This is a genomic window from Burkholderia pyrrocinia, assembly GCF_003330765.1.
GTDB lineage: Bacteria > Pseudomonadota > Gammaproteobacteria > Burkholderiales > Burkholderiaceae > Burkholderia > Burkholderia pyrrocinia_B.
The window spans coordinates 1,766,714-1,779,757 of record NZ_CP024902.1 but is presented as its reverse complement, the minus strand read 5'-3'; the positions used below and the strand labels follow the sequence as shown (position 1 = coordinate 1,779,757).

The following is a 13,044-nucleotide window of genomic DNA, read 5'->3' as shown; positions in this document are numbered from 1 at the left end:
TCGCGGGCGTAAAAATTTGACGAGGCGGGCGGTCCCGGAGGCGACGTCTCCCAGACTTTTTCACCCCCCTCCCCGCCCGGCGCATCCGCCGGGCGGGCAACGACCGGCACGGCCGCTCCCACGTCACCGCAACCGCTCGCGCGCCGTCTTCGTCGCGTGGCAGTCACGGCAGATCGCTTGCAGGTTCTCGTCACGATCCGTTCCGCCTCGTACCTTCGGGATAACGTGGTCGACTGCGGTTGCCGCCGTCACGCGTCCGGCTTGCAGGCAGGGCTGACAAAGGCCACTGTCGCGGCGCAGGATGCGTTGCCTGATCTTGTCCCACGCAGTACCGTAGCCCCGCGCGTGGCGATTGCCGCGCACCACATCAGGCTTCCACTTGACGGCCTCATGAGCGTGCCGCTCGCAATATGACTTGCCGTCCGCGACAAGCGCACCGCATCCTCGGTGCTTGCAAGGCTTCAACGGGCGTTTCGCCATTATTTGTTGTGTATTCGTGTGTATTGTGTATAATTACACACATGAACAGCACCGAACTCATCAAGCGAATCAAGGCCGATGGCTGGTACCACGTCCATACCGTCGGGTCGCACCATCAGTTCAAACACCCGACAAAGCCGGGCAAGGTAACGGTGCCACACCCGAAGAAAGACCTGCTGATCGCTACGGTGCGCAGCATCCTGAAACAAGCCGGCCTGAAATGACCGGCAGTTTTTGAGGAGAGAAGAATGCTCTATCCACTCTATGTCCACGTTGGAGACGCCAAGCATGCTCACGGCGTCACCTTTCCCGACTTCCCTGGCTGTCACGCGGCAGCCGATACCTGGGAAGATCTTCCCGCTGCCGTACAGGAAGCGGCCGAGGCGCATTTCTACGATGACGATGGCCCGGTGCCAGCTCCGTCGCCGCTGGAATCGCTGGCGCGCAATCCCGAATACGAAGGCGGCGTCTGGATGATCTTCGATATTGACCTGTCGAAGATCAACTCCAAGGCAGTTCGCCTTAATATCAGCCTGCCCGAACGGCTCGTGCAGCAAATCGATGCGGTCGCCCGCGCACGTAAGCTGTCACGCTCCGCATTCCTCGCGCTCGCTGCCGAGCACGAAATGGCTGTGCACGCTTAAGACGTGCTCGAACGCGCAGTGCACAACGCCATGTCGGCCGTCTGTCGAGCCAGAGTTTCGGCCCGGATCGTAGTCATGGTGAATGCTGAGAGCTATCGTAGAATCATTGAGCCGGGGTAAGCCGGCAACAACGCTACGGGAGATTTGAACAATGACGAACTTTGTTACGAGAGTTGAACTGCATAGCGCAACCTCAGATGACTATGAAGCTCTGCATACGCACATGGCCGCAAAAGGATTTAAGCGGACGATCGTTGGCGGAGATGGAGTGACCTACAATCTGCCTTCCGCGACGTACAGTTATGTAGGAAACGCAACTACTGAAACTGTCAGAGACGCAGCTCGCGCAGCAGCAAACTCGACTGGTAAGTCAAGTTGGATTGTCAGCACGGAGGGGTTGTCTAGCTGGTACTTGCCGAACGCGTAATGGCATAAAAAAAGCCCGCTCAATGGCGGGCTTTTCTACCGACGCACCTCTCCCCCACTGGGAGAGGTCTCGCACTTAAGCGGTATCGGTCATCTGGTGAGCACTGTACACGACAAACACATAGTTTACAAGACCAAGATTCAACATGTCGTTGCGGCACCCGAAGAGGCAGTTAGACTTCTGATCCCCATTCCTTGAGATCTTTGTACGAAGTCATGGCTGCCTGATATTCCCTATCGACATTGGCCTGACGGTGGATAAAGCCATTGCTTCCAGTCTGCTGCATCAATTTGCCGAGACGCTTCCACTCACTCCAGACCGCAATCATATCCAAAGCGCAATCACGAGCTTCGTTCAGACGCTCCATCGTCAGCGGCTGCTTCAAGGTCGCGATTTCTTCAATCTTTCTAGCTGCGATCCGTACCCGGTCAGTTGCTGCATCAAGAAAGTTCGAAATGATCTGCACATCGCCATCATTCCCATTGATTACACGTTCAACGGCCTTTACGTCAAGCATTTGGTCTCCCGCTCTTCTTCGGTTTTGGGTGTGCCCGGCGCGATTGCCAGGCACTCGATTATCTCAGAATTGACAGCACATCTGTCGACGCACAGTGGGAGTCGCAATTATCAAGTGTCGCGTTCACTAAGAAGCCATACAGCTTACCCAAACTGGCGCTCTCGATACTTGTAAGCGTTTCGCATTTCTTCCCCGCGGTCCAGCACCTTTCCAATCTCTGACTTCCCATGAGCAAGTGCCATGTTGAACGTGCTCGTCGGTCGATGCGGGATGCGAAGTTTCCGGCAAATCACGCGCGGATCCATATTGAGGATGTAATGCATGCGCAAAATGTCACGATCGAAAGGCATCAGCCGGCTCCATGCGCGCTCGACTTTGTCTGCGTCCAGCTCGTCGATCAACATCGCATCGACCGACCTCACATTGCCGCCCTCAGGACGATACCGCCCCTCAGCCGATCCAAGGCACGATCCGCCTCGGGTCCAGTACCGTTGAGCCTTGGCCCAGTTTTCCAGCCGTTCATCTAGGTTCTTTGCGGTCATAGCAACATCCGATTGGAATTCTCTTGTAGCGCTTTCGTCACATGACGACCGCGAAACTGATGCCGTAGTGCGTGAGCCAGTCGCCTACGGCATGTCGCATCGTCCTGTTGCGCGGCCACGGAAACGAAATCTGCGTGCCATGCTCCGTCTCCGTGATCTCACCGCTGAACGGGCACTCATCGAACGCAACGAGATCCGCACCAGTCACCCCGTCGCGATGACGAATCGCCGATATGACGAGTCGCTCGGGCACGTCGCTATAGAAGATGCATGCGTGTGCGCTCATGCCTCTCCCGCCCCCGATTGCTGAGCATGGTCGACCGTCACGGTGACGATTGCCTCGTATTCCGATCCGTAGTTGCCCATCCGGCTCGACAACTGGACACCGACACTCACACCAGCTTGTTTCGGCTCCACGTCGGCCGCTTCACACACTCGTTGCGTGACGATCCGCTTGATCTCGTCGGCGTTGAGCACAGTGCGATGCGTTGTTGTATCGGTGCGCTTCGTGTGAATCGTGATCTCGCTCATGCCTCGCCCCTCAAATCCATTACGTGCGCACCGCTCGCAAGGAACTGTCCGAGCACACGCGATTTCTGGTTGTCGACCCAATAGACCCTCGTGCGGAACACGCCGGGAGCGACCCAGCGGGGATCGCCCTTCGCGATCTGCGCTCGGTACATTTCCGGAACGAACACATCCGCCTCGACCGCCGTCACCAATTGCCGCTTTACGGTCGGGATGCGCGCCAGTCGAAACACCGTCGCGTCGATCTTTCGCGTGATCTCGCTGACGATCATTGCCCCCATGCCGCGCTTACGCGGCGTACTACGCATCCCCTGCGGGATATGCACCCACATCCTCACTGGCAATTTGTTTCTCCCATCTTTCGAGCGCGAACCGGCGCCCATTGCTCATATGACCGATCCCACACATCGAACTTGACCTGCTTCGGCGTGCCGACGCGGTTCTGATCGATCCATGCGTGACACGCGCCGCAGCCTGGAACCGTGAATTCGTTTTTCGCCTTCAGGCTGCCGGCCTTGCCGTGTCGTGACTGGTTCGAGTGACACGGCACCACGGTTTCGTCGATTGGATTCAGCCGACAAAGACCCGGCACGCGCAGGTAACACGGCTCGCCGCGACAGGCCTCCAGATACTTCAGGCCTTCAGCTACGGTCGGTCGTCTCAGGCGACGTCTCTTCGCCACCTGCTGCGGGGCCAGCTCCGGTAGCGGCGAGCTCTTCCGTGACCACGATCCGCGCGCCATAGGCTTCTTTCGCGGCCCGAACCCTGCCCGCTTCATGCCGACGCTCGCCCGACGTCGACCATCGCGCGAATTGCCTTCCCAGCCCATACTGCGGATTCGGCAAGGCGCCTTTCTCGCTCGATATCTGCCGCGATACGTTGCTGGATCCGCTGCCACCGTTCCGAGCCCGTGGAGTCGTAGCCGATCTCGAACGGCTTTCCGGTGTAGTGAAGCGGGGAGACAGCGTGGCCCTTGGAGCCCGGAACGACCTTCTGTTTGCCCCGGACGAGATACCCGCTCGAAATCAAATTTCGAATCGTCTCGCGTGGACCGCCTCCTTGGCTCATGCCGAGCAAGCGCGCAACCTCGCTCGCATGTGCGCCGGGATTCGCCTTTACGCACTCGATGATCTGTTTCGAGATCGGCCCTACCTTTCCCACCTTTTCGTCAGCCATCAGAATTCCTCCGTTTGCCAGCCGCCGCCGGACTTTGCCGGCGCAGCCTTCACTGCGATGAACTTCACCGGGTACTGATCCGCAGCCACCTTGACCTTCACTCGCGCGTCGTCCTGCCAGTGGCCCTTAACCTCATGCGCTTCGAGCTGGCCGTTCCCCAACATCACGGCAAAGTCCGGCGTGTAGAACGTGTTGTCGGCGAGCCTGAACTTGATGCCCTCGAAGCGATACCAGGCGATCTCGCCAGCCTGTTTCCGAGTCTCGAGGTGCTCGGCGTAGCGCTGCTCGGTCTTGTTCATCTCGCCAGTCTTCAGGCGTCCGAGTGCCTGCATGCGCGTCTTGGCGTCGGACTGGCGGTAAGCCGGCGTCAGCACAGGCGGCGCATCGATCCCGTCGCCAATGTCGTCGAACCCGGCGCCGACCTGCGGCCGGTTACCCGTCACATCGAAAATTCCCTTCTGCGCCGCGGTCATCCTTGTCCGCGATTCCTCACGCACACGTGCCGTTCCGACCGTTTTCGCGCCCCCGTCGATCCGCATCGGCCAGGTTGTTCGTTTCGTCATGCCTTTCTGTCGCTATCCACGTATTTCCTCAATTCACGGCGCGCCGTCTCGGCCGCCGCATCCCCAAAGCGTTCGCGCACTGATGCGATGAGCGCGTGCGCCTTGCCATTCCGTCCGGCCCGAGCGTCCCGCACTGCCGCCATGAACCGCTCGCGACATTCGCCGACCGTCATTCCGCTGCCTGCTGCGCGCCCTGATCGCGCGGAATGTCATTGAAAAACGCGTACAGCGCTTCGTAGCGCTCTTCGCTTTCGCGGCTGACCGTCCGCAACATGTCTTCCATCCATTCGCCCGGACCAGCCACCTTGAACACGCGCGCCTTGAACTGCTCGAACACCTGATTCGGCTTTTCATCGATACCGAGCTGCTTGCCGCGCTCGCGAATGCCCGACGCCGTCTTCCACCAATCCGGCGCGACAGTGGTGCCGGAGCCCGACGATGTAGCGGCCACGTCGCCTTTCAGCGGAAACAGGCCCGTCCAGCCACGCAGCACAGCTTCTTCGATGCATGCCTTCGGGTCCTGCCCCAGCGAACGCAGCTTCGTCAGCTTCCGGATCGATACGGTTGCGGCCGGGCGAGTCCAAGGCGCGTCTTTGTGCTTCGCCTCACGCTGCTCGCACCACATGTCCCAATCCTCGAACGCCAGCCAGTCGGGCAATTCCATCGCCTGAATCTCGGCATGCAACGCAACTCGCGGCGCTCGCCGAGCGCCTTGGTGGTTCTCTGATGGTTCCTGTGGTGGTTCATGGTGAATCGGGTGCAACCCATTGCACCCTTTTGCGAAACCCATTGCACCCTTTCCGTCGTCCGTTGCACCCTTTTTGCTGCCCGTTGCACCCTTTTGATTGGGTGCAACCTTTGCACCCTTTGAGCCAGCGGAAATGGGTGCAAGCTCTGCACCGTTTATCCATTCAGGATTGATGCGGTACTCGCAGGCGCGGCCACGACCGCCGCTCGCGTTCGCGACCAGGATCAGCCATCCACGTTCGACCATGCTCTTGATCTGGTACTGCACGGCGCGCGCCGAACGACGCGTCTTTTCGGCCATCGTTTCGATGCTCGGGAAGATGTGCTCGCCGTTGTCGTCGCAGAAGTCGGCAAGCTTCAGGGCGAGCAACAGCTCATGGTCCTCGCCCGGATAGCGGTCCCACACCATCGTTTGGACCTTGATGCTCATGAAGCCTCGTCGATCGACAACTGGCGGGGATCAGCCGCTTCGACGGACAGCGCATCGCCACTGACGCCGAGCACCCACCGGAGCGCGTCCGCGCGCTCGCCGGTCACCTTCTCCAGCTCAGCGGCGATCTGCTTGCGGGTACGCATCCGCGGAGCAGCGTTGCCAGTCAGCGCGGCTTTCTGCGCGCGCGAGCGCTCATGCCCTTGCTTGCCCTCGGCCGCCGCGATTACCTCTTTCACCTTCTCGCGCTGCTGGTCCGGCGGCAGCTTCGCCAGCTTCAGGGCGTTCGACACCGTGATCTGGTCGGCCTCGAGCGCATCACGCACGGCTGCCGTGCAGTCAAGCAGCCGCAGCGACGACGCGACTGTCGGCGGCTCGATGCGGAATTCCGCGGCGATCTGCTCGTCGGAGTACCCGAGATCTCGCAGGCGCTGCATTTTCTCGGCCCGGTTGATTGGACTGTCGTGCTCGCGATGTTCGTTCGTCGCGACCATCATCCCGGCCAGTTCAGCTTGCTTCCCGCGCTTCGGCAGAGCCGGAACCATGACTGGCGGAAGCCCCTCGTCACGCAAGCGGCGGTTCGCCTCGCGCGCAGCGATCACGCGACGCCGGCCGTCAACGATGATCACGTCGCCCGATTCCGGATCTTTGTGGACCAGGATCGTTTCGAGGACCCCTCGATGGCGAATGTTGCGCACCATTGCCTCGTCGAAGGGCAGCAGCGCGCGCCGGTCGAACAGCGGATGCGCCGGATCGGTAATCAGCGTCAGCGCGTCCGGATCGAAGAACAGGACATTGCTCTTACCGGCGGCGCCGTATGCGTCGATAGAATTCTTTGCCATTTGTGGATCCTCAGTGGCCGCACGGCACGGAGCCGTCGAGGGATTCGAACGCGCCGCATTGCAGGCACATGCGCGGGTACGTCGGGTGTTGATTGGTGTCGCGCACGATGCGCTGCACCTCGCCGGACAGGACCGGATGCCGCTGGCGCGTATCGGCCGAATGGTTGATCTGGTTGGTTTCCATAAATTTGAATTTTTTAGGATTGCTAAACCTAGGCAGAAGCACTCTCCGTCAAAAACGCTTTTGCCTAGGTCCACCCGCTAGATCAGCGGCCGCCGCACTCCCCGAACCCTTCTCGCGCGCAATGGCAGTTGCTGCCGATCACGTTCCCCTTCGCCAGATAGTCCATGTAGCCCTTCGTCGTCACGACCAGGCCGAGCGCCGTAAAAACGGTATTCAGGTGCTCAAGCGTGATGCCGGCGCCGTTGCTCAGCACCTTCGACGGCATCGATGCATCCCAGCCAGTCGCTTCAAGGATCGCGGCCTTAGCCTTCGGATCCGCCATCGCCTCGCGCAACAGGCGCTCGACAATCGGCGTGCTGCGCGAGCCAGAAAACGAAATCGGTTGTGCTACTACGTTCATTGCTATTCCCCGTTATTCAAACATCCGGGAATGCCCCGGAACACCACTTTCCCTAGACTGCGTACATCACAACTGGATGCGAACCACCGCTATGCGAGAATCGAAGCCTCTGACCTCTTCAACCACCACACAACGGGGTTCGCATCACCATGAATATGATTCCCGAAAGCGGCGCCTTGGCGGACCTGAGTGCAAAGGTCGACACACTGGAAATCGCATTGCTCACCGCGCTCAGCCTACAAACCAAGCCACAATCGGAGGCGTTTTTGAAAGCGTTCGAACAAAACATCCAGGCTCGAGAATCGATCAATCGAAACGCGGAAGACCCGCTCACTTGGAAGGAGCGCCTTTCCCCGCATGCGAGGCGTTTGATCCAAGCGATGAAACGTCGATAACTCCTTGGCCGTGCTCCACCTCCCAATCGAGGCGAAGCGCCGGCCGGATCAGCCAGAGGGCCAGACGTGCGTACAGTCGCTTCATGCGATCTCCTTCGGTTGGGCAAGGTCCGGCCAGACCTTGCGGATGACATCGGCCGAAAACAGATCAAGCCTGCCGACAACGCCCAACGTCGCAATTTCGATCGGCCAGCCGAAAGGAATCGGCACCGGCCGTTTCCGGTTCGCCCATGCGCTGAGATCGGACGTGTGCGCCCCAATCGCCTCGGCTAGTTTCACGAGCCGACCACGCTCGCCATCAAGATAGGTTCTCAGATCCATGGCGAGACTTTAGCGAAACGCGAAAGTATTGTCTATAGCGTTTCGCGCATGTACGACTTTAGCGATTTGCTATTGAATGCGCCCCATGAAGGACATCGACGAAATCCGACGGGATAACCTCAAGCTGCTGGAGAAGGAGTGCGGAAGCGCGACCGCCGCGGCGAACAAACTGAACATGAGCCCGGCTCAGTTCACGAATCTGCGCGAAGGTGCGAAGGATTCCCAGACTGGCAAGCGACGCGGCATGCGCAAAGACACCGCTCGCCGCATCGAGCAGGCAGCCGGCAAACCGCTGGGATGGCTCGACATAGATCATCGTGCCGTCGCAACGACTAGCAATAGCGGACCCGAGGGATGGGACCAGCTCGATGCAATGGGGCGCGCGCAAGTCGAAGCCTTCATTAAAGGGCTCCTTTCCCGACCGCCCGAATCTCACAATGCGGACAACGACGACCGTCCGTCCGGCGACTGAAATCGCGTACTGACATCGCGGATGTTCGCGATGGGATCGAGTGACCCATCGCGAAAACAGAATTCGTCCGTTAGCACCTGCCGCCCGCTCGGTGCGGCAACCCCGAACGCCAGCCTGTCGAGCAAAACGTTCCATCGACCGTCCTTCCTTAGTTTTTGCACGAGTGCAATCGCCCCGATCAATTCAGGGTTGCTGGATGCCGTCACCCTCACAAGATCCCCCACTCGGCACCGCAGTCCATTTGCCCTCGCCTCTCGACTCACACATACCCCGCTGTTCCATGTCTTAAATACTGTATATATATACAGTAGTGTAGCGGTCCCTACGGGTGGCTTTCAACCAAATTCAGAGGACACTTAATGGGGACACATCAAGTTCGTTGGCCCGAGGAAGAACCGTCTGGCGGCACATCCTATTCCGCGCGGCCACCGACCCTCAGTCCCATGGGGTTTCCGATGATTAATATCTGAAAGATGGGATGGCTCGCGAGTGCAATTCCCTCCATATATCGCGGGCGCCTCTCCGGGGAGATCGCAATCATCGATGTAGTATCATTTCCAAAAATTTCTACACGACCTAAACCGGGGGAATAATGAAATCCGTACGTATGTTGGCACTCGTGGCGATTGCATCCGTAGCACTCGCCGGATGTTCGAAGCCGACCGACACGGTCATTCCAACAGATCTTTCCAAGATCGATGGCGAGTTTACTGAAAAGGTGAAGAACCTTAGCGACGACGACAAGCAATTGCTCGCGACGTACCTTGCACGAGTCAAGATCGGCGAGGCGTTTGGAGGAAAGCCAATGCCGGTGGGCCTGACCGTCGGCCAAGCTATCGACGATCAGAAAAAATTCGTAGCGCAGAAGGCAGCAGAAGCCGCCGAGCAAGAGCGTTTGAGGAAGCAGATCGAAGACGAAAAAGCAGCGGCGGCCGCCAAACTCGGCAAGACGGTTGTCCTCGCATTCCTCGGTCAAAAATTTGTTCCGGCCGACTTCATGAACGGCCAATACGACGACCGCTTTCAAGTCGAGATCGGAATAAAGAATGCCGGCGACAAGCCGATTAAAGGCGTCAAAGGCGATCTGATCATCAAGAACACGTTTGGCGAGGTCGTCGGCAAGACTACGCTGACCATCGAAGAATCTATCGCGCCTGGAAGCCAGGTTACTTGGACCGGATCGAGAAAGCTCAACAAGTTCGACGACGACGACAAGAAGCTGATGGGCCTGGAAGAGGGGAAATTCTCAACCGAGCTTCGCCCGACCGTGGTCGTCTACGCCGACGGCACCACCGTTGGGGCCCCCAATCACGCAGAGTAGGCCTCACGGCAGTTCGCGCAAGCCCCGCCTCTGAGCGGGGCTTTTTTCATGCCCGTACCCGCCCCCCCTGCCCAAGCATCCCCGACTTAACCCGCCGCTGAGCCCTGTCCGCTGTTACAAAATTCCCACTGTAAATTTCGCGTTTCGCTATAGACATGTATTTCGCGTTTCGCTAAAGTACGTCCATTGCAGCGATGACCTCTGCACCACCGCTCAGGCGGTCGATCTTTAAGAGTGCTAGCACGCCGGGACCGCAGTACAGGGAGCAACCGGCCGGCTCAACGGTGTAGCCGAGAAACGGGGTAGCGCCCGACACCACATGACCGATGCGCTTTCAATGAGAGCGCATCGGTGATCTTGAAGGGCAGCAGGCCTACTTCAAACGATGCCCTTGAGGCCGTTGTGGAGCGCGACGAGATACGCGGCAGCCTCCTCGCCACGTTTTGCCGCTACTTGAGTATTTGTCGGGCTGTCCACGTGCGGAAGCTTTACCGATCCGCCTCGGATGAGTTCGACAAGGATCTTCGTTGCCGTGCTGTCTTCTTTCGGTTCACTCATAGGTGATTCCTTGTAACGGTGGTTCTTGGATGCCGTCTCTCAGACCGGCGCATCCATTATCGCAAGGAAACACCCACCAAATTCTCAAGAGCGCGCGTTCGGTCGCGGATTCTCCGCACCCACCAACCCAGCGCAGCACCCTGCCGAGTGCGCGCCCTTGAGAGTTTCGACAGCGTTGATCGGACGGCATTGAATTCCAGTGTCATTCGTTGAGCGTTGCCTTATTTTCGGATTCCTAATCAGAAAGAAGACCAACGCAACACGAAAGGGAACGACGATGGAAACGATCATGGTATCGACAGACCAACGCACCGCGTTGCGTGCAGCGATCTTGATGGGCGCATTTGCCGAGAGGCAAGCCACGCTGCGCGTGTTGATCGCGCAGAATCGAGACCACCTGAGCATCGCGAGCGCCTATGAACGCGAGCTTGAGGATTTGCTCTCGGCAGCGCGCGCAATCGCCGCCTGAACAACCGCGCCTGCTACGGCGGGCAATCACCAAGGAGATTCACGTGCTCAATCAACATGAATGGCTCAACCGCTGTGCACAACGCTACATCTCGCGTGGCGGATGTGATGAAACAGTTGCTCGCCATCTCGCGGAAGGCACCTTCGTCAATCGCGATGGCGATGAATCGCCCGAAGAGGCCGCCGACGTCGACATGTCGTACTGGGCCCACTGACGATGGAATGCCGGTGGAGCGAAAGCGCTCTCGCATAGCAGGTCGACAGGACGGGCGGCCACGCATTAGTTCCGCCCGGTTCTCTGCGCGTGGGGCGCGCACTGACGAGACCGAACAACAACTTCTAAGACCAATGAACAGCCTGCATCCCGCATTTCACCAAAACAAGCGATCGCTTGTATCGCGAACGACACCGAGGTGGGTTCCGCTCATCGCGCTCGGCGCACTCTACATCCTTGCTGGCGCCGTCGCTCCCCCGATCGAAGCGCTGATGGGAGTGTGGTCGTGAAAGCGCTTCTGATCCTGTGGCTCAAAAGCCTCGGCGTGCTCATTGTCGCGGTACTGGTCCTCGCCACCACCCAGCACTGGGACGAATCGGCAAGCTGCGCTAGCACCTACTGCACATGAGTGCGGCTTGGCATCACTGAGAGTCAGCTCTCGCTTTCTGGAGCCCGCCACATAAATGCGCGAATCAATGCGGGGCGATCGACGGCTGCCGCCCCGGTCACCTTTAGCGCGGCGAAATAAACAGTCTCGATGTAATCGACCTCGTCATTGACTTGATCTGCGATACATACGTGCCCGGGATATCTTTCATCCTCATCCGGATCGCGAAAGTTTCGCGCCTGACGCTCTAACAAGCCAATTGTAGTTCGACATGCGCGCCTCAACTCAAGTATCGCTTTCACCAACTCACCAGAGTCGAAGTCAAATAAAGGTACGTCGTCCAATAGGCTCGCCGCGCTCGCAAGTTCATCGACTGATAGGAATGACAGTTCAAGAGGAAAGGTGCCGTTCTCAAGCTCGTACCATCGGCGAAGTTCCATGAATTTTATGTAGACTTCGTCAAGTACAGCTTGAATTGACGAACGCCGTTCGCTCAATTCTCTGTCCCGAACCTTTGTAGCCAGTCGCCGCTGATCTCTTGCTGAGATTTGCACGAACCAGTATGCGCCGACAATTGCTGCAACGGAGCCAACCGCCTGAACCCAGGAAGCCATGAGCGAGGGATCATATGGCTTCGTCCCTGCAGTGGTTGCACCAAACAACGCAATCAGGACTGCTCCGCCGAGACCGAGGAGTACGCCCACTACTAACCGCCAATTTTCCATCGCACCATCGCTTGTTTTGGCGTGAATCGTAGCTCGCTGAATGAGCAGCTATCGTTGCGCCTGGTTCGTCTGTGTTTGTACCGTCCGGGACTGGCCACCTGGCCTTGGTACAGATCTGATTGGACGCGGCCCTCTCCAGTGCCGCCCACCGGCAGATGTGCGCCGCGAAGAGTAACAGGGCCGCACAGATCCCTTCGTCAACCTCCCGGCGCTCGACGGAGGTTAGCGTCGATTCAAGTGCGGCAGCTCACATGGCGACACCACGAACGTAGTTCCGTTGTTGTCTTGCTTAAACGCGAAACCGAAACAGAAATCGTCTGTCGTCGGGACCCAGAACACCACCGGATCATGACGGAAATCACCCTCCCAACCGTGATCTTCTGCAGCTCCTTTGGCACTAGACCAGGCTAGGAGGAAATGATCCACTGTTAAGTGGTCTTCGAGATCATCGCCTGCCAGCCTGACTTTTGCGTCGTCGGCCGCAATCTTGAGCAGCGTCTCTTCGACGGTCTGCACATGCTCCCATCCAAAGTCGACAGGCGGTAACTCATAGGTAAACCAGCGCATAAAAATCCCCGTAGTGGTTTTCAATTTCGTGAAGCGCTCTCACGCCGTACCAGAAATCGTAGCACGACCACCCTACCCCAAGCCGCGCAAATTCCGGTGCCTCGGATGCGTGGCTTTTTCTTGTGGGCGGCTTGT

Annotated in this window: 27 protein-coding genes; 9 read left to right on the top strand and 18 right to left on the bottom strand. The window is 58.5% G+C overall.

The window, feature by feature from the left end:
- Nucleotides 1-123: 123 nt before the first annotated feature.
- Nucleotides 124-480 (bottom strand): HNH endonuclease, encoded by a 357-nt coding sequence (locus tag CUJ89_RS08580; RefSeq protein WP_114176946.1) that lies wholly within the window; start codon nt 478-480, stop codon nt 124-126.
- Between the two features lie 41 nt (nt 481-521).
- Between CUJ89_RS08580 and CUJ89_RS08575 the strand changes: the two genes are divergently transcribed.
- From CUJ89_RS08575 to ghoS, 3 genes are all read left to right on the top strand, one after another.
- Nucleotides 522-704 (top strand): type II toxin-antitoxin system HicA family toxin, encoded by a 183-nt coding sequence (locus CUJ89_RS08575; protein WP_059771351.1) that lies wholly within the window; start codon nt 522-524, stop codon nt 702-704.
- A 24-nt stretch (nt 705-728) separates the two neighbouring features.
- On the top strand, nt 729-1,124 hold the full coding sequence (locus CUJ89_RS08570; protein ID WP_114176945.1) for a type II toxin-antitoxin system HicB family antitoxin: 396 nt from the start codon (nt 729-731) through the stop codon (nt 1,122-1,124).
- 151 nt (nt 1,125-1,275) lie between these two features.
- The gene (ghoS, locus tag CUJ89_RS39065) at nt 1,276-1,551 is read left to right on the top strand and encodes a type V toxin-antitoxin system endoribonuclease antitoxin GhoS (RefSeq protein WP_114176944.1); all 276 of its coding nucleotides are present in this window, start codon (nt 1,276-1,278) and stop codon (nt 1,549-1,551) included.
- A gap of 172 nt (nt 1,552-1,723) precedes the next feature.
- Here ghoS and CUJ89_RS08560 read toward each other — a convergent pair whose 3' ends face one another.
- From CUJ89_RS08560 to CUJ89_RS08510, 13 genes are all read right to left on the bottom strand, one after another.
- Nucleotides 1,724-2,068: a hypothetical protein gene (locus tag CUJ89_RS08560; RefSeq protein WP_152036607.1), complete on the bottom strand. Its 345-nt coding sequence runs from the start codon at nt 2,066-2,068 to the stop codon at nt 1,724-1,726.
- Between the two features lie 143 nt (nt 2,069-2,211).
- Entirely contained in the window at nt 2,212-2,610 is a 399-nt protein-coding gene (locus CUJ89_RS08555) for a hypothetical protein (protein ID WP_114176942.1), read from the bottom strand.
- Between the two features lie 37 nt (nt 2,611-2,647).
- A complete protein-coding gene (locus tag CUJ89_RS08550; protein WP_114176941.1) occupies nt 2,648-2,896 on the bottom strand; it encodes a phage portal protein in 249 nt (82 codons plus the stop codon).
- The gene (locus tag CUJ89_RS08545) at nt 2,893-3,141 is read right to left on the bottom strand and encodes a hypothetical protein (protein WP_114176940.1); all 249 of its coding nucleotides are present in this window, start codon (nt 3,139-3,141) and stop codon (nt 2,893-2,895) included. The genes CUJ89_RS08550 and CUJ89_RS08545 overlap by 4 nt, the downstream gene beginning before the upstream one ends.
- A complete protein-coding gene (locus CUJ89_RS08540) occupies nt 3,138-3,410 on the bottom strand; it encodes a hypothetical protein (protein ID WP_321970385.1) in 273 nt (90 codons plus the stop codon). The genes CUJ89_RS08545 and CUJ89_RS08540 overlap by 4 nt, the downstream gene beginning before the upstream one ends.
- Nucleotides 3,411-3,472: 62 nt before the next feature.
- Nucleotides 3,473-3,916, bottom strand: a complete 444-nt coding sequence (locus CUJ89_RS08535; RefSeq protein WP_114176938.1) for a nuclease domain-containing protein — start codon at nt 3,914-3,916, stop codon at nt 3,473-3,475.
- The gene (locus CUJ89_RS08530; protein WP_114176937.1) at nt 3,913-4,314 is read right to left on the bottom strand and encodes a hypothetical protein; all 402 of its coding nucleotides are present in this window, start codon (nt 4,312-4,314) and stop codon (nt 3,913-3,915) included. Before CUJ89_RS08530 ends, CUJ89_RS08535 begins: the two co-directional genes overlap by 4 nt.
- Nucleotides 4,314-4,877 (bottom strand): hypothetical protein, encoded by a 564-nt coding sequence (locus CUJ89_RS08525; protein ID WP_114176936.1) that lies wholly within the window; start codon nt 4,875-4,877, stop codon nt 4,314-4,316. Before CUJ89_RS08525 ends, CUJ89_RS08530 begins: the two co-directional genes overlap by 1 nt.
- Complete coding sequence (locus CUJ89_RS38225) at nt 4,874-5,050, bottom strand: hypothetical protein (RefSeq protein WP_201752289.1); 177 nt, start codon at nt 5,048-5,050, stop codon at nt 4,874-4,876. Before CUJ89_RS38225 ends, CUJ89_RS08525 begins: the two co-directional genes overlap by 4 nt.
- Nucleotides 5,047-6,054 (bottom strand): helix-turn-helix domain-containing protein, encoded by a 1,008-nt coding sequence (locus tag CUJ89_RS08520; protein WP_114176935.1) that lies wholly within the window; start codon nt 6,052-6,054, stop codon nt 5,047-5,049. The genes CUJ89_RS38225 and CUJ89_RS08520 overlap by 4 nt, the downstream gene beginning before the upstream one ends.
- Complete coding sequence (locus CUJ89_RS08515) at nt 6,051-6,896, bottom strand: ParB/RepB/Spo0J family partition protein (protein ID WP_114176934.1); 846 nt, start codon at nt 6,894-6,896, stop codon at nt 6,051-6,053. Before CUJ89_RS08515 ends, CUJ89_RS08520 begins: the two co-directional genes overlap by 4 nt.
- A 10-nt stretch (nt 6,897-6,906) precedes the next feature.
- A complete protein-coding gene (locus tag CUJ89_RS37965; RefSeq protein ID WP_161556531.1) occupies nt 6,907-7,080 on the bottom strand; it encodes a hypothetical protein in 174 nt (57 codons plus the stop codon).
- Nucleotides 7,081-7,162: 82 nt separating this feature from the next.
- Nucleotides 7,163-7,480 carry a hypothetical protein gene (locus CUJ89_RS08510; protein WP_063807456.1) on the bottom strand — a complete coding sequence of 106 codons (318 nt, stop codon included), beginning with the start codon at nt 7,478-7,480 and terminating at the stop codon, nt 7,163-7,165.
- Between the two features lie 149 nt (nt 7,481-7,629).
- On the opposite strand from CUJ89_RS08510, the gene CUJ89_RS08505 reads away from it, so the two are divergent.
- Nucleotides 7,630-7,875 carry a hypothetical protein gene (locus CUJ89_RS08505; protein ID WP_114176933.1) on the top strand — a complete coding sequence of 82 codons (246 nt, stop codon included), beginning with the start codon at nt 7,630-7,632 and terminating at the stop codon, nt 7,873-7,875.
- Nucleotides 7,876-7,956: 81 nt separating this feature from the next.
- On the opposite strand, the gene CUJ89_RS08500 is transcribed toward CUJ89_RS08505, so the two are convergent.
- Entirely contained in the window at nt 7,957-8,196 is a 240-nt protein-coding gene (locus CUJ89_RS08500) for a Cro/Cl family transcriptional regulator (RefSeq protein WP_114176932.1), read from the bottom strand.
- An 85-nt stretch (nt 8,197-8,281) separates the two neighbouring features.
- Here CUJ89_RS08500 and CUJ89_RS08495 point away from each other — a divergent pair, with 85 nt between their 5' ends.
- Together CUJ89_RS08495 and CUJ89_RS08490 are read left to right on the top strand one after the other, a co-directional pair.
- Nucleotides 8,282-8,668, top strand: a complete 387-nt coding sequence (locus CUJ89_RS08495) for a hypothetical protein (protein ID WP_059490924.1) — start codon at nt 8,282-8,284, stop codon at nt 8,666-8,668.
- 607 nt (nt 8,669-9,275) lie between these two features.
- Complete coding sequence (locus CUJ89_RS08490) at nt 9,276-9,989, top strand: hypothetical protein (RefSeq protein ID WP_152036606.1); 714 nt, start codon at nt 9,276-9,278, stop codon at nt 9,987-9,989.
- A gap of 378 nt (nt 9,990-10,367) precedes the next feature.
- Here CUJ89_RS08490 and CUJ89_RS37670 read toward each other — a convergent pair whose 3' ends face one another.
- A complete protein-coding gene (locus CUJ89_RS37670) occupies nt 10,368-10,547 on the bottom strand; it encodes a hypothetical protein (RefSeq protein ID WP_152036605.1) in 180 nt (59 codons plus the stop codon).
- A 277-nt stretch (nt 10,548-10,824) separates the two neighbouring features.
- Between CUJ89_RS37670 and CUJ89_RS37665 the strand changes: the two genes are divergently transcribed.
- The 3 genes from CUJ89_RS37665 (at nt 10,825) to CUJ89_RS38835 (ending at nt 11,638) form a co-directional block, all read left to right on the top strand.
- The gene (locus CUJ89_RS37665; protein WP_161556530.1) at nt 10,825-11,016 is read left to right on the top strand and encodes a hypothetical protein; all 192 of its coding nucleotides are present in this window, start codon (nt 10,825-10,827) and stop codon (nt 11,014-11,016) included.
- 43 nt (nt 11,017-11,059) lie between these two features.
- Complete coding sequence (locus CUJ89_RS08480) at nt 11,060-11,230, top strand: hypothetical protein (RefSeq protein ID WP_236654933.1); 171 nt, start codon at nt 11,060-11,062, stop codon at nt 11,228-11,230.
- Nucleotides 11,231-11,515: 285 nt separating this feature from the next.
- Complete coding sequence (locus tag CUJ89_RS38835; protein ID WP_265341762.1) at nt 11,516-11,638, top strand: hypothetical protein; 123 nt, start codon at nt 11,516-11,518, stop codon at nt 11,636-11,638.
- Nucleotides 11,639-11,661: 23 nt separating this feature from the next.
- On the opposite strand, the gene CUJ89_RS37660 is transcribed toward CUJ89_RS38835, so the two are convergent.
- Together CUJ89_RS37660 and CUJ89_RS08470 are read right to left on the bottom strand one after the other, a co-directional pair.
- Complete coding sequence (locus CUJ89_RS37660; protein ID WP_152036603.1) at nt 11,662-12,321, bottom strand: hypothetical protein; 660 nt, start codon at nt 12,319-12,321, stop codon at nt 11,662-11,664.
- Nucleotides 12,322-12,564: 243 nt separating this feature from the next.
- The gene (locus CUJ89_RS08470) at nt 12,565-12,909 is read right to left on the bottom strand and encodes a hypothetical protein (protein WP_114176928.1); all 345 of its coding nucleotides are present in this window, start codon (nt 12,907-12,909) and stop codon (nt 12,565-12,567) included.
- Nucleotides 12,910-13,044 lie beyond the last annotated feature (135 nt).